We start from the raw sequence: 23,319 nt of genomic DNA on the forward strand, positions 1-23,319 counted from the left end.
GGAAGGATTTGAACGCCCTATTTTGCGTGCAAGGCTCAGGCATTTAAAAGGGGCGATCAAGGACCGCCCCCGACGGAATATTCCTGTTTCAGTCCGCTTACGCAGGACGCTCCTCGCCTGCATTCGGTCGCCAGGTAATCAACCTCTTCTCCGCAAAATCCAGAATGAGGTCAATAACAAGAACAAAGACCGCGAGGATGATGATGCCCGCAAAAACGCCGACCGCATCGAAGTTTCCTTCCGAGCGGGCGATCAGGTAACCGAGGCCAGCGGAAGCTCCCAGATATTCGCCGATGATTGCGCCGACCACCGCAAATCCGACGGAAGTGCGCAACGACGATAAGATCCAGCTCGCCGCCGCCGGGAAATAGACATGACGCAGCAGATCCGAGCGCTTCGCACCAAGAATGCGGGTATTGGAAAGCACGACCGGGTTCACTTCGCGCACGCCCTGCATGGCGTTGAAGAACGTGACGAAGAAGACGAGCGTAACCGCAAGCGCAACCTTCGACCACAGGCCAAGACCGAGCCAGAGCACGAAGATCGGGGCCAGAACGACACGCGGAATGGCATTCACGGCCTTGATGAACGGATCAAGCACCCGGGCGACGAAGGGGCTGAGGCCCAGCCAGACGCCGGCGCCGACGCCGAGACCTGTTCCGATGAGATAGCCAAGCACCGTTTCGCTCAGCGTGATGCCGACATGCTTGTAAAAACCGGCATCGGCAACCCAGTCAATCACCTGTTTGACGATGTCATAGGGCGCGGGAAAGAAGAAGCGGTCGATGGCGCCCGAGGTGACACCGAGCTGCCACCCGCCCAAAAGCACGACCAGAAGAACGATCTGGATGATACGAACATTAACGGCTTGCATAGCTTTTCTCCACTTCGCCACGCAGGGACGCCCATATATCGCGATAGAGCGTCATGAATTTTGGATCGAGTTTGATTTCCGCAACGTTGCGGGGCCGTTCAAGATCGACAGGGAAACTCTCGATGACTCGGCTTTTCGGGCCTGCAGCGAGAACGACAACCCGGTCTCCGAGCGCAATCGCCTCTTCCAGATCATGGGTGATCATCACCACCGCACGGCGATCCTCCTGCCACAGGCGCAGCAATTCGTTCTGCATGAGGTGGCGGGTATGAATATCCAATGCGGAGAAGGGTTCATCCATCAGGATGACCTTCGGCTCGGTAATGAGCGCCTGCGCCATCTGCACGCGTTTGCGCTGTCCACCGGAGAGCTGGTGCGGAAAACGGTCTCCGAAACCCTTCAGGCCAACCTTCTCAAGCCAGGCCTGAACCTTGGCGCGCCGCTCATTTTCGGGAACGCCGCGGAACATCAAGCCAAGCTCGACATTCTGAAACGCGGTCTTCCAGGGAAGAAGCGCGTCCTGCTGGAACAGATATCCGATGTTGTTCTGTACGCCCTTGACGAGCGAACCGTCGATGGAAACCTTGCCCTGCGCTGGCTTCAACAGGCCCGCGATGGCGTTGAGAATGGTGGACTTTCCGCATCCCGTCGGCCCAACGATGGAGAGAAACTCGCCATCGCCGACCTTGAGATTTACGTTTTGCACGGCAACAAACGAACCGAACGCCATGGTCACGTCGTCGATTGCCACCATCGGCTGGGGTTTGAGTTCCGTCACGGGTTCTAGCTTTCTGGCTGGCGAAGACATGGCGGCCTCTCAGTTTGCGGCCTTCGAGGCCGCGGCCTCGACGAACTTGTTGGTGTAGGTGGTGTTGAGGTCGATTGTCGCCTTTGCGACCGCATCGTTGAAGCTTTTCAGGACGGCCAGCGGCGTTTCGAGATCGGCAGGCTCAAACTTGCCATCTTCGGAGAAGATCGCCTTGGCCGCTTCAACTGCCTTGATGTAAGTCTGCTTGTCGCCGGACACGAAATCATCGGGAAGCTTTGCGACGATTTCTTCCGCAGAATGCTGCTTCATCCAGTGCAGAGCCCGAACCGTTGCATTGGTGACCTTCTGGATCACTTCGGGATTGGCGTTGATATAATCCTGCGTCGCGTAGAGAACTGATGTCGGATAGATGCCGCCGTAGACATCCTTGGCGCCCTGATCACTACGGGCATCGATGAGGATCTTGCCCAGCCCACGCTCCACGACGATGGTCGCGGCAGGGTCGTAATTGACGAGCAGATCGATCTTGCCCTGCTGCAGGGCTGCAACGGCCGCAGCGCCCGAACCGACACCGATGATGGAAATGTCGTTGTCGCTGAGATTATGCTGCTTCATGTAGTAGCGAATGAAGAAGTCCGAAGAGGAGCCGGGCGATGTGATGCCGACCTTCTTGCCCTTGATCGTCTCGGGCTTGGCCGGATCGAAATCGGTGTCGTTCTTGCCGGCGAGAACCAGACCTGAGTTACGGGCAAGCTGCACGAAGCCGACCACGTGCTTGTTCTGCGACTGCATCTGGATCGTATGATCGTAGAAACCCACGGCAACGTCGGTGGAACCGGCAACCAGAGCCTGAAGCACCTTAGAGCCGCCCTGGGCAAAGTTCTCGGTCGTTACATCAAGGCCTTCCTCCTTGTAGAAGCCTAGACTGGCGGCCACGGGGAAAGGCAGGTTGTTGAGGTTATACGAGCCAACGCTCATTCTGACGGATTCGGCATTGGCGGATGCCGCCAGCGCACAGAGCGCGGCGGTTGCAAGCAGATATTTACGCATAAGGGTCTCCTCCCGGTTTGACTATATTTTGCGCCACTATGGCCGCGTCTAGGCTGCGTCTTCAATCGCAGCGGTTGGTTTGGCGAAGGCAAAGCCTTCGAAAAGCCTGCGCGCCGTCCTTACAAGTCCGGCCGTTATTGCGCCGTTTCGCATTTCCAGCTGCACGTCGAGGCAGCCGGCGGGATGTTCGATGCGGATCTGGGTGGGCACCGAAAGGCCTCCGGCCACATCATATGCGACGGAGCCTTTGGTGACAGCCGCGGTTGCTATGCCAACAGCACCGGTCGTCGCCAGTGCGGGATGACACTCGTTGGGCATGAAATACCGTACCGAGAGAGTGCCACCTTTACGGGCGGGCGCAACGAGCACCGGTTTCGGAATGACCATGTCTTTTACATCACCCATTCCCATCAACTTTCCAGCCTCAATGCGGATGCGCGTCATCCGTTCAATAAGGTCTTTGTTGGCGCTCAGGGTTTGCGGATCCTCGTAACCCGTCATGCCGAGATCTGCTGCGCGGATGAGAACCATCGGAATGGCGCAGTCTATGGCCGTCACGTTGACCCCATCGATCACGTCAACCGGCTTTCCGGTGGGCAGCAGCTTGCCGGTTTTCGCACCCGCTGCATCCATGAATGTCAATGCAATGGGCGCCGCCAGGCCCGGAACACCGTCGATCGAGGCGTCGCCGAGATAAATAACCTCGCGGCCGCGCGTCGGGACCTTCGCCTCGATCAGCTTGCCGGTATTCACGTTATGGATTCGCACAAGAGTGTCGTTGCCCTTCGCCTCGACAAGCCCCGCTTCGATGGCAAAGGGGCCGACGGCGGCCAGCATGTTTCCGCAGTTTGGCGAATAATCGACATACTGCCTGTCGGTCCGAACCTGTGCGAACAGGTAATCGATATCGGCGCCCCTGACCGTGGAAGGTCCGATAATCGCAACTTTGGACGTGACCGGATTGCCCCCGCCAATGCCGTCGATCTGCAACGGATGGCCCGACCCCATGATGGAAAGAAGGGCCGCGTCCCGGTCTGCTCGATCACGCGGAAGATCGGATGCAAGAAAGAACGGTCCACGCGACGTTCCACCGCGCATCAGCACACAGGGTATCTTCAGCAGATCGTTCATGGGTTGCCTCAATATTGCATTTGGCGGATCAATACGCCGTGTTGTTGCAATATGAGCAAAAGAGTCTAATCTGTTAAATGCAATGTTTTGGAGTTTTATTGCGTTATGAGCATCAATTGTGAAATTCTGGATCTGCGGGCATTTCAAGCGGTGGTTGAACTCGCCAGTTTCCACAGGGCCGCCGAGGCGCTGCACATCTCGCAACCGGCGCTCACCCGCCGCATCCAGAAACTGGAGCAGGCCATCGGGGCGCCACTTCTGGAAAGAACGACGCGCCACGTCGCGCCTACCGCCATGGGGCAGGAAGTCATGCCGCTCGTCCGGCGTATGCTCGAGGAATTTGACGGATCGCTTTTTGCCATGAAGGACGGCGCGCAAAGGCGCGGGCTTATTACGATGGCCTGCGTCCCCACTGCCGCTTTTTACTTTCTTCCGACCGTTATCAAGACCTTCAGCCAGCAATATCCCCACATAAGGCTGCGGATCAGGGATCTGACAGCCAATGAGGGTCTGCAGGCGGTCGCCAGAGGCGAGGTGGAATTCGGCATCAACCTGATGGGCAATTCCGATCCCGAGCTTTCATTCGAGCCACTCATCGATGACCCCTTCGTGCTGGCAATGCGAAAAGACCACCCTCTGGCAGCGTTCGAAACGATCGAGTGGGACCAGCTGGAGGCCTATCCGCTGGTCGTCGTGGATCGTTCAAGCGGCAACAGGACGCTTCTGGACAGCGCGCTTGCACGGCACAATCTGAAATTGAACTGGTTTTATGAGGTCACGCATCTCAACACATCGCTCGGTCTCGTCGAAGCCGGTCTTGGGATTTCAGTCCTGCCGCGGCTGGCAACGCCGCAGGACGATCATCCATTCCTCATCACCCGGCCGATCGTCAACCCGGTGGTCTCCCGTACGATCGGCATCGTGCAAAGGCGAAGCAGTGCTCTTTCCCCAGCCGCCGAAAAATTTGTGAGGATGCTGCTCGAGACCTGGAAAACACAATGATCTCTTTAGAAAAATACCTTCTACGACATCCCGGCTGGTGGCGGCGCAAACCGTAGGTGCGCGGTAACAGCCTCTGATTTGCACCAGAAGCTACACCCGGGCCTCGATATCCAGCACCAGTTTTTTCAGCAGCGCCGCGAGGTTCTCGCGCTCGTCCGGAGTGAGGCCCTGCAGGAAATTCAGTTCGCTTCTCATGTCCCGGCGAAACGCCTTTTCCGCCAGCTCGATGCCGGCCGGCATAAGGCACACAACGACGCTGCGCCCATCAAGCTTCGATTTTCTGCGCTCGATGAGGCCGGCCTTTTCCAACCGGTCGAGCTTGTGCGTCAGGCCGCCTGAAGAGAGCATCAGCGTCGTGTACATCTCCGTCGGCGTCAGCTGGTAGGGCGGTCCCGACCGGCGCAATGTGGCAATAACATCGAACTCGCCGCGATCGAGACCAAAGCCGGCGAATGTCTCTTCTATTGACGGTGCCAGAAGGCTGCTGAGCCGTTTGGCGCGCCCGAAGATAGCCATCGGCTCGGTATCGATATCAGGCAGTTCCCGCGCCCACTGGCCACGGAGACGATCGACATGATCTTCCCTGTCAGTTTCAATCGTCCGATCCGCCGTCGTGTCCGGCATCGCCTGCTTCATCTCATCACCCCATTACCACTCTGAAAACCATATACGGCTTTGCCTGCTCCGTGAATATATCTTTGCGAGAAGATAGATATCTTGACAGGAAGATAAATCGCACATATATCTTCTCGCGAAGATAGTTTTGTCTCAGGGAGGAGACCAGATGTTTTCCATACGCCGTCATCACGAGCCGAAGCCCGGCGAGAGCCGGACAGTGCGTTATGAAGGATGCGAATACGGAAGCGCCGTATCCATCTTTCTAGTCAATGCCGATCCGGGTCGCGGCCCTGATCTGCATGTTCACCCCTATGCCGAAACCTGGGTGGTGCGCAAAGGCGAGGCCGAGTTCACGATAGGCGATCAACGGGCGCGCGGCTCGTCGGGAGACATCGTCGTCGGGCCTGCCAATATCCCCCATCGCTTTGAAAATATCGGCACTGACCGGCTGGAGATCATCTGCATCCATCCGAGTGAAACGTTCCAGCAGACCTTCCTGTAATTCCGTTCCAGCAAGAGGAGAAAGACAATGGCCAAAATGATTTTCCTGAACCTGCCGGTGAAAGATCTGGCTGTTTCAACCACCTTCTACGGGGCAATCGGCTGCGTGAAGAACGAGGAGTTTTCCAACGAAGACGCAAGCTCGATGGTGTGGTCGGACACGATTACCTTCCAGCTTCTGCGGCATGACTATTACAAGACCTTCACCGCCAAACCGATCGCCGATGCTCACAAAACAAACGGCATGCTGATCGCTCTTTCGCGCGACAGCCGCGAAGAGGTGGATGCCATGGTTGACGCCGCAGCAAAAGCGGGCGGACAGGCGGATGTTCGAGAGCCGCAGGATCTGGGTTTCATGTATCTCCGCACCTTCGCCGATCCCGATGGCCACGAGTTTGAACCCGCTTACATGGATTTAGGCAATGCGGGCTGACGTCACTATACGTTATCCACAAAGGGATGATCCCCATTGATAGCGTAAAGCGTGCCTCCCGAATGGTTTTGATATCAGGAAGGCGCTTCGCACTTGACCGTGGGCTGCGAACAGCAACCGGAAACTAAAGCACGTCCGCCCCTTCACCTAATCGCCGGTGCCCGATACGGCTGCGGCCAGCGCTCTGATCGCCGATGCGTGTGCCGGCGTTCTTGCACGGGAAAGAAGAACGATATCGGAAGGCGGCAACGAAGGCAGCCCGAGTTCCGCACCCCTGTCGGGCAGGCCACGGGCGCTAATATCGCCGAGCGGCGCGACACCCGCTCCCGCAAGAATTCCTTCATGGAGCGCCGAGCAGCTTCCGGCGGTGAACGCATCGCGCCAATCCACGCCGGCTTTTCTAAGCTCCGACACCGCAATTTCCCGGACTCCACACCCGGTTCCCAGCGACACCAGCGGGATGGCGCTGTTCGCGCGTGGCCGCCAGTCTGGAGCGGCCCGCCATCCCAGCTTGTCAGTACGCAGGATTTCGCCGTCAGAGCCACCGCCGTTGCGCCTGAAAATGACGGCGTCCGCCTGTCCGGACGCGAAATTTTCCTTCACGTGCCGGGAAAAGCCTACATTCACTTCAATCACCGCATTGGCAGGAAGTGCCGCACGCACCGCTCTTATGGCCGTCGAAAGGCGGCCCCCGATCGCATGGTCACTCGCAGCCAGGCTGAAGTGCAGCGGTGATTCATGATTGAAGGTCAGTGCTTCCTCGTGTTTGGCGAGCAGCTCGCGCGCCTTCGGCAGAAACACCTCACCATCCTCCGTGAGCCGCAAATGACGCGGCGAACGGTCGATCAGACGCCTGCCGACACGCTGCTCCAGCATCTTCAATTTTTGGCTGACGACCGGTTGCACGGTTCCTGCCGCCTCCGCCGCCTTTGTCAGGCTGCCGAGCTCGACGGAAAAAATGAACAGGCGAACGCTCTCAAGATCTATCATATGAAATCACTATGTATGGAATAGTTATTCTCATCTTCTCATTATGAAGAGATTTGCGCAAGGTGTCTCGGCAACAAGGAGACAAGACCATGCCCATGATCAAAGCGCGTTACACCAAACCCCAAAACGGAAGCGACCCAAAGCTGGAAGTCGCGGCGCTGCTCTCTCGCCTCACGGCGGAAATCCTGCACAAGGACCCGGCCGTCACCGCGGTTCTCGTCGAGAGTGCCGATCCCGAGGACTGGATCATTGCCGGATCGAGTGTCGCCGACCAGAAGATCGGAAGCTTCTATGTCGAGGTTTCGATTACCGAGCACACCAACATAAAAGATGAAACGACCGAATGGGTCCGGCGGGTTTATGACGGGATGAACGCGCTGGTAGGCCCCGTGCACGAGGCGAGCTATGTCCTGGTTCACGCCGTCGACGGCGACGCCTATGGTTATGGCGGGCAAACCCAGAACCTGCGGTGGGCGCGAAAGCACGGATAACGCCGGCACCAGATGAGGCAGGCCGACAAAGTCAGCGGCGCGGCCCCGGATATACGAAACCTGCCCTAGGAGGAGGATTACAGCCGCCCCACCTCCTCATCCGGGCGTCGAGCGAAACCGCCCAACACCCGTCATCCAAGTCTACGCTCGCGGGATCAAATCCGCGCACCGCCTGTCGCATCGATCATCTGCCCGGTCGTCCAGCGGGCATCATCCGAGGCAAGGAACGTGATGACGTCAGCAATATCGTCGGCGCGACCGATACGTGAAAAGACGGACAGGGCCTCGGCACCGGCACGGGCCTCCGGCGCTGCCAGCCATTCGGCGTTCATGTCGGTTTCAGTAACACCCGGCAGAACCGAATTGACCGTAATTCCGCGCCGGCCGAATTCCGGGGCGAGTGCCAGCGTCAATGTCTCAAGCGCACCCTTGGATGCCGCATAGGCCGGATGCGTCGGCGCCGCAATGCGCGTGAAACCGGTCGAAACATTGATGATCCGGCCATTGTCGCGGAGATGATCAGCGACAGCCTGAATAAGGAAGAATGGCGCCTTGAAGTTGATCGTCATCAACTCGTCGAACGCGGCCTCCGTTGTTTCTTTCAACGGTGTCGCCGGGGCAATGCCCGCATTGTTGACGAGAATATCGAGCGATGGCGCGCCGGTGAAAGCGATCGCGGCTTCCTTAAACTGCTCCCACAAGCTGTCGGTCGCTGCTTTCCCTGCCCGCAGATCGGCATTGAGCGCGACAGCCTTCGAACCGAGGGCCTCGATCTCGCGGATCGTTGCCTGTGCGGCATCGAGATTTGCGCCGTAATGGACGCCGATAAGACCTGCACCTTCTTTCGCAAACGCCAGGGCGGCGGCGCGGCCAATACCGCGTGAACTGCCCGTTATGAGGGCGACTTTGTTTGATAGTTTTCGGGACATGGATCACTCCGTTGCGATTTAACTAGCGATCGATATAATAAAAGCCAATCATAGTCTGTCAATGTTTTTATAGTGATCGATATAATAATGACTGAAACAACGCGAAAACGCGGCAGACCGCGTCTGCTCGATCGGAATGCAGGGCTCGATGTCGCAGCCCGGCTGTTCTGGGAACGCGGCTATGAGGGAACCTCGATAGCGGACCTTACCCATGCGATGGGCATCACCCCGCCGTCCCTCTACGCGACCTTCGGTTCAAAGGAAGAATTATTCCGGCTGGCGCTCGATCATAGCATCGCGCAGCAAAGCCAACGCCGTTCCGAAATGCTGCAGGCGAAAATACCGGCCTACGAGGCGCTCGCCACTTATCTCTACGACATTGCCGAAGGAGACACCCAGCCGGACAAGCCGCGCGGATGCATCGTGTCTACCGCCGTTCTCCAGCATTCGGAAGAAAACGCCTCTGTCGCCCGCACAGCGGCAGCATGGCGCGAGGCGGCAATACAGATTCTCAAGACGCGGTTCGACCGCGCCTTCAGCGAAGGCGAACTGCCCGAGCAAACGGACACGGATACCCTCGCGCGCTTTTATGGCGCCATCATTCAGGGCATGTCTGCACAGGCATGTGATGGCGCATGTACGGCAAGATTGAAGGCTCTGGTCGACGTCGCGCTGACAGCCTGGCCGGGGAAACAGGGCCGTCAGGATTGAGTCCGGAGGCTCTTGAACAGGCAGATTGTGGGCTCAGTCAGAATAGGCCGAATGGAGCTGACAGGCGACTCTCCATCAAAACTTGTTCAAGCCCCACCTGCGCTTTAGTGACAGCATTCCCTTTATGATTATTGGTCGAAGGTCTTGAGATACCTGGCCGGAGATGTACCGAGCGCTTTCTTGAACATCGTTATGAAGGCAGATACGGACTCATACCCAAGGTCGCCCGAAACCTGCTGCACTGTTGCCCCCGCTGCAAGACTTCGCAGCGCGATGATCAACTGTAACTGCTGCCGCCAACGCCCGAAAGTCAGGCCGGTCTCCCGTTGAACGAGACGGGCGAGGGAATTTTCGCTCAACGCCACTCGTGTCGCCCATCGCGCTATCGTGCTTCGGTCAGAAGGATCGTCGACCAGTGCCGACGCGATCCGAGCAAGCCGAGGTTCATCGGTTATCGGCAGATGCAGATCCTCTATGGGCATACGCGACAAGGCCGATAGAAGCAGTGTGGTGAAGAGTTCGGCATCCACCATCGCGACTTCGGACTGGTCAGCCATCTCGATGATAAGTTCCCTGACAAGCGGGGATAGGGAAAGCGTGCAGCACCGGTCCGGAAGGTCGGCGGCGCCCGGCTCAATGAACAGGAAGAACAGACGAGCATTGGCGGTCGCGACATTGCTATGCGGCATGCCCCCTGGAACCCAGACACCACAATGAGGCGGCACCATCCACATCCCGCTTGGAACGCGACAGGTGATCCCGCCTCGCAAAGCCATGACGAGTTGGCCCTTGCGATGTTGGTGCTCGGGAGCTTCGCGCTCGTTTTGCGATACGTCGATCCTGAAGGCATGCGCTCGCGCCGTGGACTCTTCGAGCTCATGGTCGAAGAGAGCTGCGGAAAGAGACATCGGAGGCTGGTTGGATTTAGTGATCATTTGAGAGGATATCTAAATTCCTCCGAGTGCCTTGTCGATAGGATCATCCGAAAAGATTTCGGAGAATGACGATGGCAATTCAAAAGCACGACCCTCACTGGTGGTCCGATATAGTACCGACTGAAATTCGATTGCCTCACAGGTGCTCTCGCAGACTTTGCATCCTGCCCGCACCGCGCAAGCGGGTCGGGTCCACGCGCATAACCTTTTTGAGGAAGCTTACACGCACCTTCTTTTTGAAAATCCACACGTTCCTTGCCCGCCGGTCCAAAGCCACCTCGACTGTTTCGTGTGCCGACCCGGCTGAAGCCTATATGAATGCCTGCCTGGCGGCACCGCCCTTCTGCTATGTTTCACCGGCAATCTACGGTCTCACCGATGCCGACAACCAGCGAGACCTCCCAACCGGAAGCTCCCGGCCGGGAGATGAGGCGTGAGCACCCGCCCGGTCGTCACCACCGCCAACGTCATTTTTTCCTTGAAGACGTTCGCAGCGGCAATGCTGGCTTATTTCATCGCCATCAGCTTCGATCTGCCTCGACCGTTTTGGGCGGTAGCTACGGTCTACATCGTCGCTCATCCGCTTTCGGGCGCGATCTCCTCCAAGTCAGTCTATCGACTGCTCGGAACTCTCATCGGCGGCGGCGCGACGATCCTCATGGTTCCCACCCTCGCAAACGAGCCCATACTGCTTTCTGCCGCGATCATTGCCTGGGTCTCGGTATGCACCTTCATCAGTCTTCTCGACCGCACGCCCCGAAGCTATGTTCCGCTACTGGCCGGATATACGGTGCTTCTTGCGGGTTTGCCGCTGGTCACGGCTCCGGCAAACACGTTTGATACGGTCGTATCGCGCATTGAGGAGATCGGTCTTGCCATCACGTGCGCCTCGATCGTCAGCCATGTCGTCTTTCCTGCCCATGTGGGCAACGTTCTCGTCGGTCGGATCGACGCATGGATGGCAAAGACGCGAACGCTCCTCGCCACGACGGCAGTCGGAGAGGTGAGCGAAATCCAGAGCAGGATGGAGCGACAAGGTCTCGCGGCGGACGCTGTGGAAATGCGCTCGTTTACGACGCATCTTCAATATGACGGCTCCAGATATCGACGTGCTGTTTCGTTGGCGCGATCACTGCAGCACCGAATGGTGTCCTTACTTCCATTACTGGCTGAACTCGAAGATTTGCGGCGCTCGTTGGCCAGGCTGAATACCTCCGGTGCGCAACGGGCTCTGGTTATGATTGCACGGGTGGCTTCTCGTTCGACGAATACCCCAGAACGCCTGAAAGTCGAGATCGATGCGCTTGCTCCGTCCGATACGCTTCACTCCTGGGAAAATCTTCTCCTCGCCAACGCTTCGCGGAATCTCGTGAATATTCTTCGGATATCCGACGAGTGCCGCACTCTTCGAGAATCTCTGGAAGAAGAGAATACGGCGAGAGCGACCCGCCGCTTCACGGCACCCGAGACAATGCCAGCCCAGCATCGCGACATCGGAATGGCTTCGCTGTCGGCGCTTTCAGTGGCGATTTGCCTGGCGACATCAATCTTCTTCTGGATCGCAAGCGGCTGGCCAGATGGAATGACGTTTGCGCAGATATCAGGGGTCACTTGCTGCCTCCTTGCCACAATGGATGATCCGGTTCCTGCGATGCGCAAGTTTGTCCGCGTAACGATTGGCTCAGTCATCGCATCATTCGTCTACGGTTTCGCGATCCTTCCGGCGATCGACGGTTTCGTGCCGCTCGTCGCGGCACTTGGGCTGTTCCTGATCCCGGCGGGAATAAGTCTCGCGGTGCCGTCGCTGGCACTCGTCGGCATGGGATTGTGCATAAATTTTCCCCTTCTCCTCACACTCCAGGCACACCAGAGCAGTGACTTCATCGCATTCTCGAACACGGGGATTGCCACCGTACTTGCCATGGTCTGGACGATTATGGTCTGCGGTATCTTCCGGTCCGTAAGGGCGGAGACAAACGCCAGAAGGCTTTTTTCCGTTACACAGAGGCGTGTTGCGAAAATCGCCGCCGGCAGACATGCAGACGCTCATGTCACGCACCATCACGTCATCGATATCGCCGGTCTGTTTGCTTCGCGAGCGGCAAAACTCCCATCGACTTCCGATGCCGCGAATGCCGATCTTATTCGGGATTTGCGCACAGGCCTTCATGTGGCGAAGATGCAGCGGCTTGTGGATGAAGCGTCCGAGCCAGTTCGTTGTAAAATGGAAGCCGTCTTCAAGGCAGTGGAAGGGCTATATGACCTGAAGTCCAGCAGACGCCGTGAGGCATTGGTAAATGCCCTTGCGGTTTTGGACGAGCTTGTTCTTTCCGCTCCGGGCACTCTCACGGCGGCTGCGGAACGGGAGCTTCTGGTGCAGGTCGCCGCCCTTCGTCTTTGCCTTGCGCCGGACGCTGATCCGCCGGGCTTCTCGACGCCACCTGCAAGTGAGATGGCAGCATGACCGGACAATTCGATCTCTATGGCGCCTTCCTGCCATCGTTCGCGGCGCTCGCGCTGTTCACCTACGGCGTCCTCCGCGCTCTTGCATCGGCTCTCTCCAAGATCGGATTCTATCGGCTGGTATGGCATCGTTCGCTGTTCAACGTCGCACTCTACCTCACCCTTCTCGGCGTGTTTTCATTTGCTATGAGCTGGTTTCAAAGATGAAGAATGTCACACATATTTCGGGTCAGGTTCTTTTGACCCTGTCTATGGTCGCTTGTGCCGCGGTGCTGAGCATGCACCTATGGTCGTTTTACATGGAAGCGCCATGGACCCGCGACGCTCATGTCCGTGCCGACATTGTCAGATTGGCTCCCGATGTCTCCGGCCCCGTCACGGAAGTTCTGGTGTCGGACAACGAGTGGGTGGAGAAAGGCGCAACGCTATTTCGTATCGAAACACTTCGTTTCGAGCTTGCACTGCGTGACGCGGAAGCTCAGGTGCGGAGCGCCAGGGCTTCCGCGGAACTGGCAAGAACCGATTTCGAACGATATCAGTTGCTCGCTTCGAAAGAGGCTGCCAGCCTGAAGCAGCAGCAGCAGGCGGAAAGGCAGATGCATCAGGCAGACGCTTCATATCAATCTGCGCTTGCCACCCGGGATCTCGCCGCGCTCAACCTGGAGCGGACAACCGTGAAAGCGCCCGCAACTGGGGTCGTCACGAACTTCTCTCTGCGCCGCGGAAACTATGTCTCTTCGGGTAATGCCATCGGGGTGCTGGTAGAAAGAGAATCCATCTATGTCGCAGGATATTTCGAAGAGACAAAGCTTCCCCGGCTCCACGTCAACAATCGGGTGAGGATCGACATCATGGGTGAGCCTGAACCTGTGATCGGGCACGTCGCAAGCATCGCGGCCGGCATCGAGGATCGGGAGCGCAGCGATTCCGCAGGTGCTCTCGCAAGTGTGGCACCAACATTCTCATGGGTTCGTCTGGCCCAGAGGATTCCGGTGCGGATATCGATCGACGAGATCCCTGATGGCGTGCAACTGATAGCGGGCCGGACTGCAACGGTTTCGATTGAACAAAAAAGGGACTAGGTCTTATCTGGCTCTATCAACGGCGTTGTGTGATCGCTAACCGGGTTTAGTCGTAAGGTTCCTGGAACCTTTCGCAGCCGATTACGACTCGGTTTGCAGCGAAACAAGCCATTGGAGCCACCTATTGCCAGCCGCCTGGGAGATACCGAGAACGACGACGCCGGCCGGCGTTCCCCGGATCGGGCCGAGGCCGCCAGGAATCACTGCTTCAAAGGCAGACAGCATACGCTCGGGGCCGGTCAACGGATCGAACGTCCCCAAGCGTATGCTGCAAAAGATTGCCGCAACGGCGGAGATGGAGCGGAACTTGCAGCCGCCGTAACGAGGCTTTCGCAATAGGACACTGTTGTCCGAATGCGAATTTTCTGCGGAACAATCTGTAGATGGTGAAGTTACCCTTCTTCAGGAGGAGGACCATCTATGACCACCAAAGCCATTTTTGCCGGAGCAGCCACTGCCCTGTCGATGCTTTTTTCCACTTCCGCATTGGCACAAACCGACCTGACGATGTGGTATCATGGTGCGGGCAATGTTGAAGAACGCAAGATCCTGGCGGGCATTATCGAGGACTTCAATTCGTCTCAGTCAGACTGGCGGGTCTCGCTTCAGGAATTTCCCCAGAGCGCATATAATGAGTCCGTCACCGCCGCTGCGCTCTCCAACAAGCTGCCTGACATTCTGGATGTCGACGGCCCAAACATGCCAAACTGGGCGTGGTCCGGTTATCTGCAGCCACTGCAGATCGATGAGGCAAAGCTTGCCAATTTCCTGCCGGGCACCGTCGGGAAGTGGGGAGACAAGCTCTATTCAGTCGGCCTGTGGGACGCAGCCGTCGCGGTCTTCGCCCGCAAATCGGTTCTTGATGACAATGGCATTCGCATTCCAACGCTGGACCAGCCATGGAGCGGCGAAGAATTTAATGCAGCGCTCGAAAAGCTCGCGGCCAGCGGCAAGTTCGACTATGCGATCGACCTCGGCATGGCCGATAAAACCGAATGGTACAGCTATGCCTTCAGCCCGTTTCTGGAAAGCTTCGGCGGCAGTTTGATCGACAAGGAAAATTATCAAACCGCCGAGAACGTCCTTAACGGAGACAGTGCCATCAAGTTCGGAGAATGGTGGCAGTCCCTGTTCCAGAAGAAGCTCGCGCCCGGAACTTCGCAGTCGCCTGCCGACCATGAAACCGGATTTCTGGAAGGTCGCCACGCCCTGCAATGGATGGGCAACTGGGTTGCGGTGAAGGCTCTGGAGAAATATGGAGACGACCTGCTGTTCCTGCCGGCCCCTGATTTCGGGAACGGTCCGAAGATCGGCGCCGGGTCCTGGCAGTTTGGCGTGTCGGCCACCAGCAAACATCCCGAAGGCGCATCCGCCTTCATCGAATTCGCCATACAGGACAAATATCTCGCGCAGTTCTCCGATGCGATCGGCCTGATCCCGGCCACGTCTTCGGCGGCCCAGATGACGAAGAATTACAAGCAGGGCGGCCAGCTCGAGGTTTTCTTCGAGCTCTCCAAGCGTCAGGGAACATTGCGTCCGGTGACGCCAGCTTACGCCTTCATCTCGCCGGTCTTTTCCAAGGCTGTGTCCGACATTGCCAACGGCGCGGATGTTGCCGACACGCTGGACAATGCAACCGACGAGATAAACAACAACATAGAGCGCAATTCCGGTTACCAACCCAAATAGGGGCATGTGATCGATGGCGCTCTTTTCCTCAAAGGGGAAACTGACCCGGGACGGTTTCACGGGCTGGTTCATGGCTGGACCGGCTATGGTGCTGATCGGGCTGTTCCTGATCACGCCCTTTCTGCTGGGGCTCGGTTTTTCCTTCACCAACCAGCGGCTGACATCTCCCAATCCCACCGAGTTTGTCGGCGTTGAAAACTACACCCGGCTGCTGGGTATCGGCGTGCTCACGCTCGAGCCGGAAAGGGAGGCGGATGGGAGCCTCAAGCAAGGTGCGGATGGCGCCATCTCCTATCCGCGAATTCGCAATTTCACCCGCAACAATCCCGACTATCCCCATCTGGAAGGGATGCGGGAATATAAGAGCTTCACCTGGGGCGAGAACCAGATCGTCATTCTGGCGCGCGACGTTGTGTTTTTGACAGCACTCGTCAATACGCTTTCCTTCGTGGCGGTCGTTGCGCCGGTTCAGGCAGCACTTGCGTTGTTTCTTGCCCTGTTGGTGAACCAGAAGATTCCCGGCGTCACGATTTTCCGTGCGATCTACTTCATGCCTGTGGTGCTGTCGGTGGTGGTGGTGGCCCTGCTCTGGCGGTTTATCTATGCGGCGGATAACGGTCTTCTGAACAGCCTTTTGAGTTACATGAGCTTCGGGCTGTTCCAGCCAGTCGACTGGCTGGGCAGAACCGATACCGCCCTGTGGGCCATTCTGGTGATGTCAGTCTGGCAGGGCGTCGGTTTCCACATGGTCATATGGCTTTCCGGCCTGCAAACAATCTCTCCGGATCTTTACGAGGCGGCTGATATCGAAGGAGCGAGCCGCTGGCAGAAGTTCAGCATGATAACCTGGCCGCTGCTGCGCAACACGGCCGTGCTGATTATCATCGTCATTACCATGCAGGCTTTTGCCCTTTTTGCGCAGATCGATGTGATGACCAAGGGCGGACCCCGCGATTCGACGCAAAGCATCGTCTATCAAGCGGTTGAGAGGGGATACAGACAGCAGGACATCGCGGCAGGTTCGGCAATCTCGGTCGTCCTGTTCCTGCTTGTCCTGTGCATTTCGCTGACCCAGCGATACCTGACAAGGGAGAAGCAATGATGCAGGCCGGACAACGCAAAAGCCTTGCTTTTCTCATCGGCAACTATGTGCTCATGCTGGCTTTCGCGGCGATCTTCATTTTGCCCCTGCTCTTCATGGGCTTCTCGTCACTGAAACCGAACGACCAGCTGCTGACTGATGCGACCTCGATACGGGCTTTCCTGCCGGTGGGAGACCTTTCGCTCGAAAACTACACCGCGGCTTTTGCCCGGGCGCCGATCGCGACCTTCATATTCAACTCGGTGCTGGTAACGGGCGTCACCGTCTTTCTCGCCCTGCTGCTTGGCTCGCTTGCCGCCTTCGCTTTCACCTTTTTGAACTGGCGTGGAAAGGATGTGCTCTTCTCGGTCATCCTCGCCACCCTCATCATTCCCTTTGAAACCATTGCCGTGCCGCTGCTGCTGGAAGTCAACAATCTGCCATGGATCGGCAGCAATGGGTTCACCTGGGGATGGCTCAATTCCTGGCATGTGCAGATCATTCCATGGATCGCAGACGGGCTGACGATTTTCCTCTTCGTACAATATTTCAAGGATTTGCCGAAGGAGTTGCTGGAGGCGGCGCGCATCGACGGGGCCGGCTGGCTGCGGATTTACGCGCAGGTGGTGATGCCGCTCAGCGGCCCGGTCATCGCAACGGCTGCGATCCTGAAGTTTCTCGTCATGTACAGCCAGCAATATCTATGGCCGCTTCTCGTCACCCAGTCCGAGGCCTACAGGCCGGTGATGGTGGGGCTGCAATATTTCTTCCAGCTCAACACACCCTGGGGTGAGGTGATGGCTTATCTCACCATCATCACGCTGCCGGTGCTGATCTTTTATCTCTGCCTGCAGAGGCTGTTCATCTCCAGTATCGCTGCGAGCGGGATAAAGGGATAATGCATCGGCAAGGTCGCGGCGCGAACCGTTCGGCCCCCGAAGGCCGGCATCTTCGCTTCGCGACAGCCTGCCGCCGGATGAGTTCCCACCAAAGTTTTCTACAAGAAACTCTCGGGTCAAGCTCGGGAGGCTGGGTACGTCAACCCAAGTGAAACGCGAGGTTTCGCCAGAACTCACAATTTATTGTGGTTGCGTTATTGTGGTTGCGCTTTGAAGCAATTTGGCCTTGTTTGTGGACTTAAAATATTCACGGGGAAAGAAAACAATGTCGATAACAACAACAGCGCGCGTCACTCTGCTGGTAGGATCGCTTCTGATCGGTGCCAGTTCCGCACTTGCAGAAACAGTTCTGCACCGTGGTAATGCTGGGGAACCACAGACGCTCGATCAGGCACAAACCTCGATCAACATCGAAGCCTTTATCCTGAAAGACCTTTATGAAGGTCTCACCATTTACGATGCTGCCGGCAAGATCATTCCCGGTACGGCGGAAAGCTGGACGCTGTCTGAGGATGGCACAGTCTACACGTTCAAGCTGCGCGCGGATGCGAAGTGGTCAGATGGTACTCCGGTAACGGCTGGAGATTTCGTTTTCTCCTACCAGCGCGTCGAGGACCCGAAGACCGCCGCAAAATATGCGAATATTCTCTACCCGATCAAGAACGCCGAAAAGATCAACAAGGGCGAAACGCCGGTTGAGCAGCTCGGCGTGAAGGCGGTGGATGACAAGACCCTTGAGATCACACTCGAGCGCCCGACACCCTTCTTCGTTGAACTACTTGCCCATCAGGCGGCTCTGCCCATCTCAAAGGCGAGCTACGAAAAGAACGGCACGAACTTCGTAAAGCCTGGTGTCATGGTCTCGAACGGTGCATACAAGCTCGAAGCGCATGTCCCGAATGACAGCCTGACGGTCGTCAAGAACACCAGTTTCTGGGACGCAGCAAACACCAAGATCGATAAGGTCATCTTCTACCCGGTGGATGACCAGGCCGCATCCGTTCGCCGTTTCGAAGCGAAGGAAATGGACCTCGCCTACAATTTTTCCGCAGATCAGATCGACCGTCTGCGCAAGGCCTATGGTGAACAGGTTCACGTTTCGCCGACGCTTGCGACCTATTACTACACCTTCGATACCCGCGAAGCGCCCTATAACGACGTCCGGGTCCGCCGAGCCCTGTCGATGGCGGTGGACCGCGATTTCCTCGCCAAGGAAATCTACAGCGGCTCTCAGGTTCCGGCCTACTCGATGGTTCCCCCCGGTATGGCTTCCTACGGCGAGCCAGCCAAGGCCGACTTTGCGACGCTGTCCCAGCTTGATCGCGAAGACGAAGCCCTAAAACTCATGAAGGAAGCCGGCTACGGTGAGGGCGGCAAGCCTCTTTCCGTCGAAATCCGCTACAACACCAACCCGAACCATGAGCGTGTTGCCACCGCTATTGCAGATATGTGGAAGAACACCTTTGGCGCAAAGGTGTCGCTGGTGAACCTCGACGTCGCCTCGCACTATGGCTACCTGCAGGAAGGCGGCAAATTCAACGTCGCGCGTGCTGGCTGGGTTGCCGACTACGCGGATGCGGAAAACTTCCTCGCGCTTTCCATATCCTCCAACAAGACCTTCAACTACGCGAAGTTCAACAACGCCGAATATGATGCGTTAATGAAGAAATCCTATGACGAAAAGGATCCGGCAGCGCGCTCCAAGCTGCTGCATGAGGCAGAAACGATCCTCATGAAGGAACAGCCGGTTGCGCCGCTTCTGACGCAGGCAGACCTCTGGCTGGTTTCCAACCGCGTCAAGGGTTGGGTCGACAATGCTGCCAACGAACACCTCAGCCGCTTCCTGAGCGTTTCCGAATAAGCAGCACTGGCACGGTGGCCGAAACCACCGTGCCATGCCGGAGCCCGAAAAACCATGATCTCGTTTATTCTGCGCCGTTTGGCGAGCGCCGTGCCGACGTTGTTTATCGTCGTCACGATTTCGTTTTTCCTGATGCGTTTCGCACCGGGTGGTCCGTTCAATCTTGAACGCCCCCTGCCGCCGCAGACGATGGAAAACCTGATGAGAACCTATCATCTGGATGAACCATTGTGGCGCCAGTATCTCATCTATCTCGGCAATGCCGTCACCGGCGATTTCGGTCCGAGCTACATCTACAAGGACAACACCGTCGCCCAGTTGATCGGCAAGGGCCTGCCCTATTCGCTGGAACTCGGCAGCTATGCTCTTCTATTGGCGCTGGTGGGCGGCGTTCTTGCCGGCACCTTCGCCGCGCTCAAGCAGAACAGCGCCTTCGATTTCTCGATCATGTCGATTTCGACAGTCGGCGTCACCGTGCCGAACTTCGTTGTCGCACCGGTTCTGACGCTGATCTTCGCCGTCATGCTCGGGCTTCTGCCGGCAGGCAGCTGGGGCGACGGATCGCTGCGATATCTCATTCTTCCAATGATCGCGCTCGCTTTGCCGCAGCTTGCGGTTATCGCGCGCCTGACGCGCGGTGCCATGATCGAGGCTCTGCGGATGGACCATATCCGCACCGCCAAGGCTTATGGTCTTCCAGCGCGCAGCGTGGTGGTGTTCCACGCCATGCGCGCGGCGATGCTTCCGGTCGTTTCTTATCTCGCGCCCTGTGCCGCAGCCCTGCTCACCGGTTCGGCGGTCGTCGAGACGATCTTCACGATCCCCGGCGTCGGCCGCTACTTCGTTCTTGGCGCCATCAATCGTGACTATACGCTGGTGATGGGAACCGTCGTTCTCGTCGCCATTTTTGTCATCGTGTTCAATCTCGTGGTCGATATTCTCTACGGCCTGCTCGATCCGAGGGTCAGACATGACTGATATCTCCGGCAATATTGCCCCTCAACCATCGGTGAAAAGCCGAAGCCTGTTCCAGCTGGCAGCCCTGCGTTTCAAACGAAACAAGGCGGCCATGGCTGGCTCCATCATGCTCGTGCTGATTACGCTTTTCTCATTTATCGGTCCGAATTTCCTTACGCACACCTATGATCAGGTGTTTTCGTCCTATGTCTCCGTGGCGCCAAGCCTTGAGCCACGCCCGGATGTGAACAACCTTCAGGGCGTGATGGAGGGCGTCGCAGGCCGCGCGCGCGTGGAACTGAAGGAATTTTCCGTGGAGGGGCAGACCTTCACGGCAACCATCACCTCCAGTAGCCCGATCGACCCGCGCGCGACACGTTATTTCGACCGCGCCAACGAATTCGAAAATACGAAGGTCGTCGCCACCGAAGATGAAGGCCGGACGCTGAAGCTGGAAGGCGAGGTAAACCGCGAATACTTCTTCTTCGGTACGGATTCGAACGGTCGCGACATGCTGGCTCGCGTGATGCTGGGTGGGCAGATCTCGATCACCGTCGGCGTTCTCGCCAGTCTCGTTTCGCTTGGGATCGGCGTCGTTTACGGCGCGACTGCGGGGTATATCGGGGGGCGTGTCGACAATGTGATGATGCGTTTCGTCGAAATCCTCTATTCGCTGCCCTTCGTCTTTCTGGTGGTCGTTCTGGTGGTCTTTTTCGGCCGCAGCTTTATCCTGATCTTCCTGGTCATCGGTGCCGTGGAATGGCTGGATATGGCACGTATCGTGCGTGGCCAGACGCTTGCCTTGAAACGGCGGGAATTTGTGAGTGCTGCCCAAGCCCTGGGTTTGAGCGACTGGCAGATCATCCGCCGCCACATCATTCCCAATACCATCGGGCCCGTCGTCGTCTTCGTCACCGTTGTCGTGCCCAAGGTCATTCTTCTGGAAAGCTTCCTCTCCTTCCTCGGTCTTGGCGTGCAGGCGCCGTTGACGAGCTGGGGCGCGCTGATTTCCGAAGGTGCCAACAATATCCAATCGGCACCATGGCTCCTGATATTTCCGGCGATCTTCTTCGTACTGACCCTGTTTTCGCTCAATTTCGTGGGCGATGGGTTGCGTGATGCGCTCGATCCCAAGGATCGTTGATATGACCAAGACATCTGAAACCATCCTCACCGTCCGCAATCTCAAGGTCGATTTCACCACGCCTGATGGCACGGTGAATGCCGTTAAAGGCATCGATCTTGACGTCAAACCGGGGGAAACGCTCGCCGTTGTCGGCGAATCCGGTTCCGGCAAAAGCCAGACCATGATGGGCATCATGGGGCTGCTTGCATCCAACGGCGTTATTGAGGGCTCGGCAAAATATCGCGGGCGCGAGCTGATCGGTCTGCCGGTCAGCAAACTGAACGACATCCGCGGCGCGAAAATCACCATGATTTTCCAGGAGCCGATGACCTCGCTCGATCCCCTCTACAGGATAGGCGCGCAAATCGCCGAACCGATCATCCACCACAAAGGTGGCAGCAAAAGACAAGCGCGTGCACGCGTTCTCGAACTCCTGAAGCTCGTGGGAATTCCTGATCCGGAGCGGCGCATAGACAGCTACCCACACGAACTCTCCGGCGGCCAGCGCCAGCGAGTCATGATTGCCATGGCTCTCGCAAATGAACCGGACATTCTGATTGCAGATGAGCCGACGACTGCGCTTGATGTAACGATCCAGGCGCAGATTCTCGACCTTCTGAAGTCGTTGCAGCAACGCTTCGGCATGGCCATAGTCCTGATCACGCATGATCTCGGCGTTGTCCGCCACTTTGCCGATCGCGTCGCCGTCATGCGCCGCGGCGAGATTGTCGAGACCGGCACGACGGAGGATATCTTCGATCGTCCGCAGGCGGAATACACCAGGATGCTTCTTGACGCAGAACCCAGCGGGCACAAGCCTGCAGTCGGTAAAGAGGCGCCGATCGTTCTTTCCGGCCAGAACGTGACAGTCGATTATAAAATCCCCGGCGGCTTCCTGTCGAAGCCGAGCAGGTTTCGGGCCGTCGATGACGTCAATTTCAGCCTTCACCAGGGACAGACCATCGGCATCGTCGGTGAATCGGGATCGGGCAAGTCCACGCTCGGTCGCGCGCTTTTGCGTCTTGCCCATGCAAATGGCCGCATTTTCTTTGGCGCGACGGAAATCAGCGGCCTCGACCGAAAGGCCATGCGGCCTTTGCGACGGCATCTACAGCTGGTGTTCCAGGATCCCTATGGCTCTCTCTCGCCGAGACAGACTGTCGGAGAAATAATCACCGAAGGTCTGTTCGTGCATGAGCAGCAACTCAGCCGGGCGGAGCGTGACAAACGCGCAATCGAAGCGCTGAAAGAAGTCGGTCTCGATCCCGCCGCCCGCAACCGTTACCCTCACGAGTTTTCAGGCGGACAACGTCAGCGTATCGCAATTGCCCGCGCGATCATCCTTAAGCCTGATGTCGTCATTCTCGACGAACCTACATCGGCGCTGGACCGATCCGTTCAGGGCCAGGTTATCGACCTGCTGCGCGATTTGCAAAAAACGCACGGCCTTTCTTACATCTTCATCAGCCACGACCTTTCTGTCGTCAAAGCCATTTCGGATTACGTCATCGTCATGAGAAACGGGAAGATTGTGGAGGAGGGAGAAACGGACGACATATTCAACAGGCCGACGGCGGAATATACCGAAACACTCATCAAATCCGCGTTCTCGGCGGGAGTCGCACGGTAGATTAGCGCCCGACTACCCCTCTTGGCAGGGCACAGGACGATTACGTCCGCGCTGTTCTTCCGGGTCTCGGTCTATCCCTGCGATCCTGCAAATCCAG

At 57.4% G+C, this 23,319-nt stretch carries 23 protein-coding genes; 15 read left to right on the top strand and 8 right to left on the bottom strand.

The features are described from left to right. Positions 1–97 precede the first annotated feature (97 nt). Genes AC5I5B_RS25715 through AC5I5B_RS25730 form a run of 4 tightly spaced genes read right to left on the bottom strand, consistent with a single transcriptional unit; the run spans position 98 to position 3,824 of the window. Positions 98–874 carry an ABC transporter permease gene (locus tag AC5I5B_RS25715; RefSeq protein WP_080864649.1) on the bottom strand — a complete coding sequence of 259 codons (777 nt, stop codon included), beginning with the start codon at positions 872–874 and terminating at the stop codon, positions 98–100. Beyond that, entirely contained in the window at positions 861–1,682 is an 822-nt protein-coding gene (locus AC5I5B_RS25720) for an ABC transporter ATP-binding protein (protein WP_077998766.1), read from the bottom strand. The genes AC5I5B_RS25715 and AC5I5B_RS25720 overlap by 14 nt, the downstream gene beginning before the upstream one ends. A 9-nt stretch (positions 1,683–1,691) precedes the next feature. Then, a complete protein-coding gene (locus tag AC5I5B_RS25725) occupies positions 1,692–2,693 on the bottom strand; it encodes an ABC transporter substrate-binding protein (protein ID WP_003510196.1) in 1,002 nt (333 codons plus the stop codon). A 48-nt stretch (positions 2,694–2,741) separates the two neighbouring features. After that, positions 2,742–3,824, bottom strand: a complete 1,083-nt coding sequence (locus AC5I5B_RS25730) for a 4-oxalomesaconate tautomerase (RefSeq protein ID WP_111834808.1) — start codon at positions 3,822–3,824, stop codon at positions 2,742–2,744. A 105-nt stretch (positions 3,825–3,929) separates the two neighbouring features. Between AC5I5B_RS25730 and AC5I5B_RS25735 the strand changes: the two genes are divergently transcribed. Then, the gene (locus tag AC5I5B_RS25735) at positions 3,930–4,826 is read left to right on the top strand and encodes a LysR family transcriptional regulator (RefSeq protein ID WP_003510199.1); all 897 of its coding nucleotides are present in this window, start codon (positions 3,930–3,932) and stop codon (positions 4,824–4,826) included. Positions 4,827–4,916: 90 nt separating this feature from the next. Here AC5I5B_RS25735 and AC5I5B_RS25740 read toward each other — a convergent pair whose 3' ends face one another. Beyond that, positions 4,917–5,462, bottom strand: a complete 546-nt coding sequence (locus tag AC5I5B_RS25740; RefSeq protein WP_111834807.1) for a MarR family winged helix-turn-helix transcriptional regulator — start codon at positions 5,460–5,462, stop codon at positions 4,917–4,919. A gap of 148 nt (positions 5,463–5,610) precedes the next feature. Here AC5I5B_RS25740 and AC5I5B_RS25745 point away from each other — a divergent pair, with 148 nt between their 5' ends. Further along, positions 5,611–5,946, top strand: coding sequence for a cupin domain-containing protein (locus tag AC5I5B_RS25745; RefSeq protein WP_003510203.1), 336 nt, complete (start codon positions 5,611–5,613; stop codon positions 5,944–5,946). A 27-nt stretch (positions 5,947–5,973) separates the two neighbouring features. Next, positions 5,974–6,378 carry a VOC family protein gene (locus AC5I5B_RS25750; RefSeq protein ID WP_174054853.1) on the top strand — a complete coding sequence of 135 codons (405 nt, stop codon included), beginning with the start codon at positions 5,974–5,976 and terminating at the stop codon, positions 6,376–6,378. Between the two features lie 147 nt (positions 6,379–6,525). Here the strand turns inward: AC5I5B_RS25750 and AC5I5B_RS25755 are convergent, their stop codons facing one another. Next, positions 6,526–7,368, bottom strand: a complete 843-nt coding sequence (locus AC5I5B_RS25755) for a LysR family transcriptional regulator (protein WP_111834806.1) — start codon at positions 7,366–7,368, stop codon at positions 6,526–6,528. A gap of 89 nt (positions 7,369–7,457) precedes the next feature. Between AC5I5B_RS25755 and AC5I5B_RS25760 the strand changes: the two genes are divergently transcribed. After that, positions 7,458–7,859, top strand: a complete 402-nt coding sequence (locus tag AC5I5B_RS25760) for a tautomerase family protein (RefSeq protein ID WP_060723747.1) — start codon at positions 7,458–7,460, stop codon at positions 7,857–7,859. Between the two features lie 155 nt (positions 7,860–8,014). Here the strand turns inward: AC5I5B_RS25760 and AC5I5B_RS25765 are convergent, their stop codons facing one another. Further along, complete coding sequence (locus AC5I5B_RS25765) at positions 8,015–8,788, bottom strand: SDR family NAD(P)-dependent oxidoreductase (protein WP_060723746.1); 774 nt, start codon at positions 8,786–8,788, stop codon at positions 8,015–8,017. Positions 8,789–8,875: 87 nt separating this feature from the next. On the opposite strand from AC5I5B_RS25765, the gene AC5I5B_RS25770 reads away from it, so the two are divergent. Further along, positions 8,876–9,499, top strand: a complete 624-nt coding sequence (locus AC5I5B_RS25770; RefSeq protein ID WP_495752926.1) for a TetR/AcrR family transcriptional regulator — start codon at positions 8,876–8,878, stop codon at positions 9,497–9,499. Positions 9,500–9,627: 128 nt separating this feature from the next. On the opposite strand, the gene AC5I5B_RS25775 is transcribed toward AC5I5B_RS25770, so the two are convergent. After that, the gene (locus tag AC5I5B_RS25775) at positions 9,628–10,434 is read right to left on the bottom strand and encodes an AraC family transcriptional regulator (protein ID WP_003510209.1); all 807 of its coding nucleotides are present in this window, start codon (positions 10,432–10,434) and stop codon (positions 9,628–9,630) included. 433 nt (positions 10,435–10,867) lie between these two features. Here AC5I5B_RS25775 and AC5I5B_RS25780 point away from each other — a divergent pair, with 433 nt between their 5' ends. From AC5I5B_RS25780 to AC5I5B_RS25825, 10 genes are all read left to right on the top strand, one after another. Next, positions 10,868–12,898: an FUSC family protein gene (locus AC5I5B_RS25780; protein ID WP_111834805.1), complete on the top strand. Its 2,031-nt coding sequence runs from the start codon at positions 10,868–10,870 to the stop codon at positions 12,896–12,898. Next, positions 12,895–13,104, top strand: coding sequence for a DUF1656 domain-containing protein (locus tag AC5I5B_RS25785; RefSeq protein WP_111834804.1), 210 nt, complete (start codon positions 12,895–12,897; stop codon positions 13,102–13,104). The genes AC5I5B_RS25780 and AC5I5B_RS25785 overlap by 4 nt, the downstream gene beginning before the upstream one ends. Next, positions 13,101–13,979 (top strand): efflux RND transporter periplasmic adaptor subunit, encoded by an 879-nt coding sequence (locus tag AC5I5B_RS25790; RefSeq protein WP_495752927.1) that lies wholly within the window; start codon positions 13,101–13,103, stop codon positions 13,977–13,979. The genes AC5I5B_RS25785 and AC5I5B_RS25790 overlap by 4 nt, the downstream gene beginning before the upstream one ends. A 420-nt stretch (positions 13,980–14,399) precedes the next feature. Beyond that, entirely contained in the window at positions 14,400–15,668 is a 1,269-nt protein-coding gene (locus AC5I5B_RS25795) for a sugar ABC transporter substrate-binding protein (RefSeq protein ID WP_111834802.1), read from the top strand. Between the two features lie 13 nt (positions 15,669–15,681). Then, entirely contained in the window at positions 15,682–16,770 is a 1,089-nt protein-coding gene (locus AC5I5B_RS25800) for a carbohydrate ABC transporter permease (protein ID WP_060723737.1), read from the top strand. Then, complete coding sequence (locus tag AC5I5B_RS25805; RefSeq protein WP_099086308.1) at positions 16,767–17,648, top strand: carbohydrate ABC transporter permease; 882 nt, start codon at positions 16,767–16,769, stop codon at positions 17,646–17,648. The genes AC5I5B_RS25800 and AC5I5B_RS25805 overlap by 4 nt, the downstream gene beginning before the upstream one ends. A gap of 265 nt (positions 17,649–17,913) precedes the next feature. After that, a complete protein-coding gene (locus AC5I5B_RS25810) occupies positions 17,914–19,509 on the top strand; it encodes a peptide ABC transporter substrate-binding protein (RefSeq protein ID WP_003510217.1) in 1,596 nt (531 codons plus the stop codon). 54 nt (positions 19,510–19,563) lie between these two features. Beyond that, the gene (oppB, locus tag AC5I5B_RS25815) at positions 19,564–20,487 is read left to right on the top strand and encodes an oligopeptide ABC transporter permease OppB (protein WP_003510218.1); all 924 of its coding nucleotides are present in this window, start codon (positions 19,564–19,566) and stop codon (positions 20,485–20,487) included. Beyond that, the gene (locus AC5I5B_RS25820) at positions 20,480–21,610 is read left to right on the top strand and encodes an ABC transporter permease (protein ID WP_003510220.1); all 1,131 of its coding nucleotides are present in this window, start codon (positions 20,480–20,482) and stop codon (positions 21,608–21,610) included. The genes oppB and AC5I5B_RS25820 overlap by 8 nt, the downstream gene beginning before the upstream one ends. 1 nt (position 21,611) lies before the next feature. Next, entirely contained in the window at positions 21,612–23,222 is a 1,611-nt protein-coding gene (locus AC5I5B_RS25825) for an ABC transporter ATP-binding protein (protein ID WP_162694839.1), read from the top strand. Positions 23,223–23,319 lie beyond the last annotated feature (97 nt).

Source organism: Agrobacterium sp. (genome assembly GCF_059499945.1).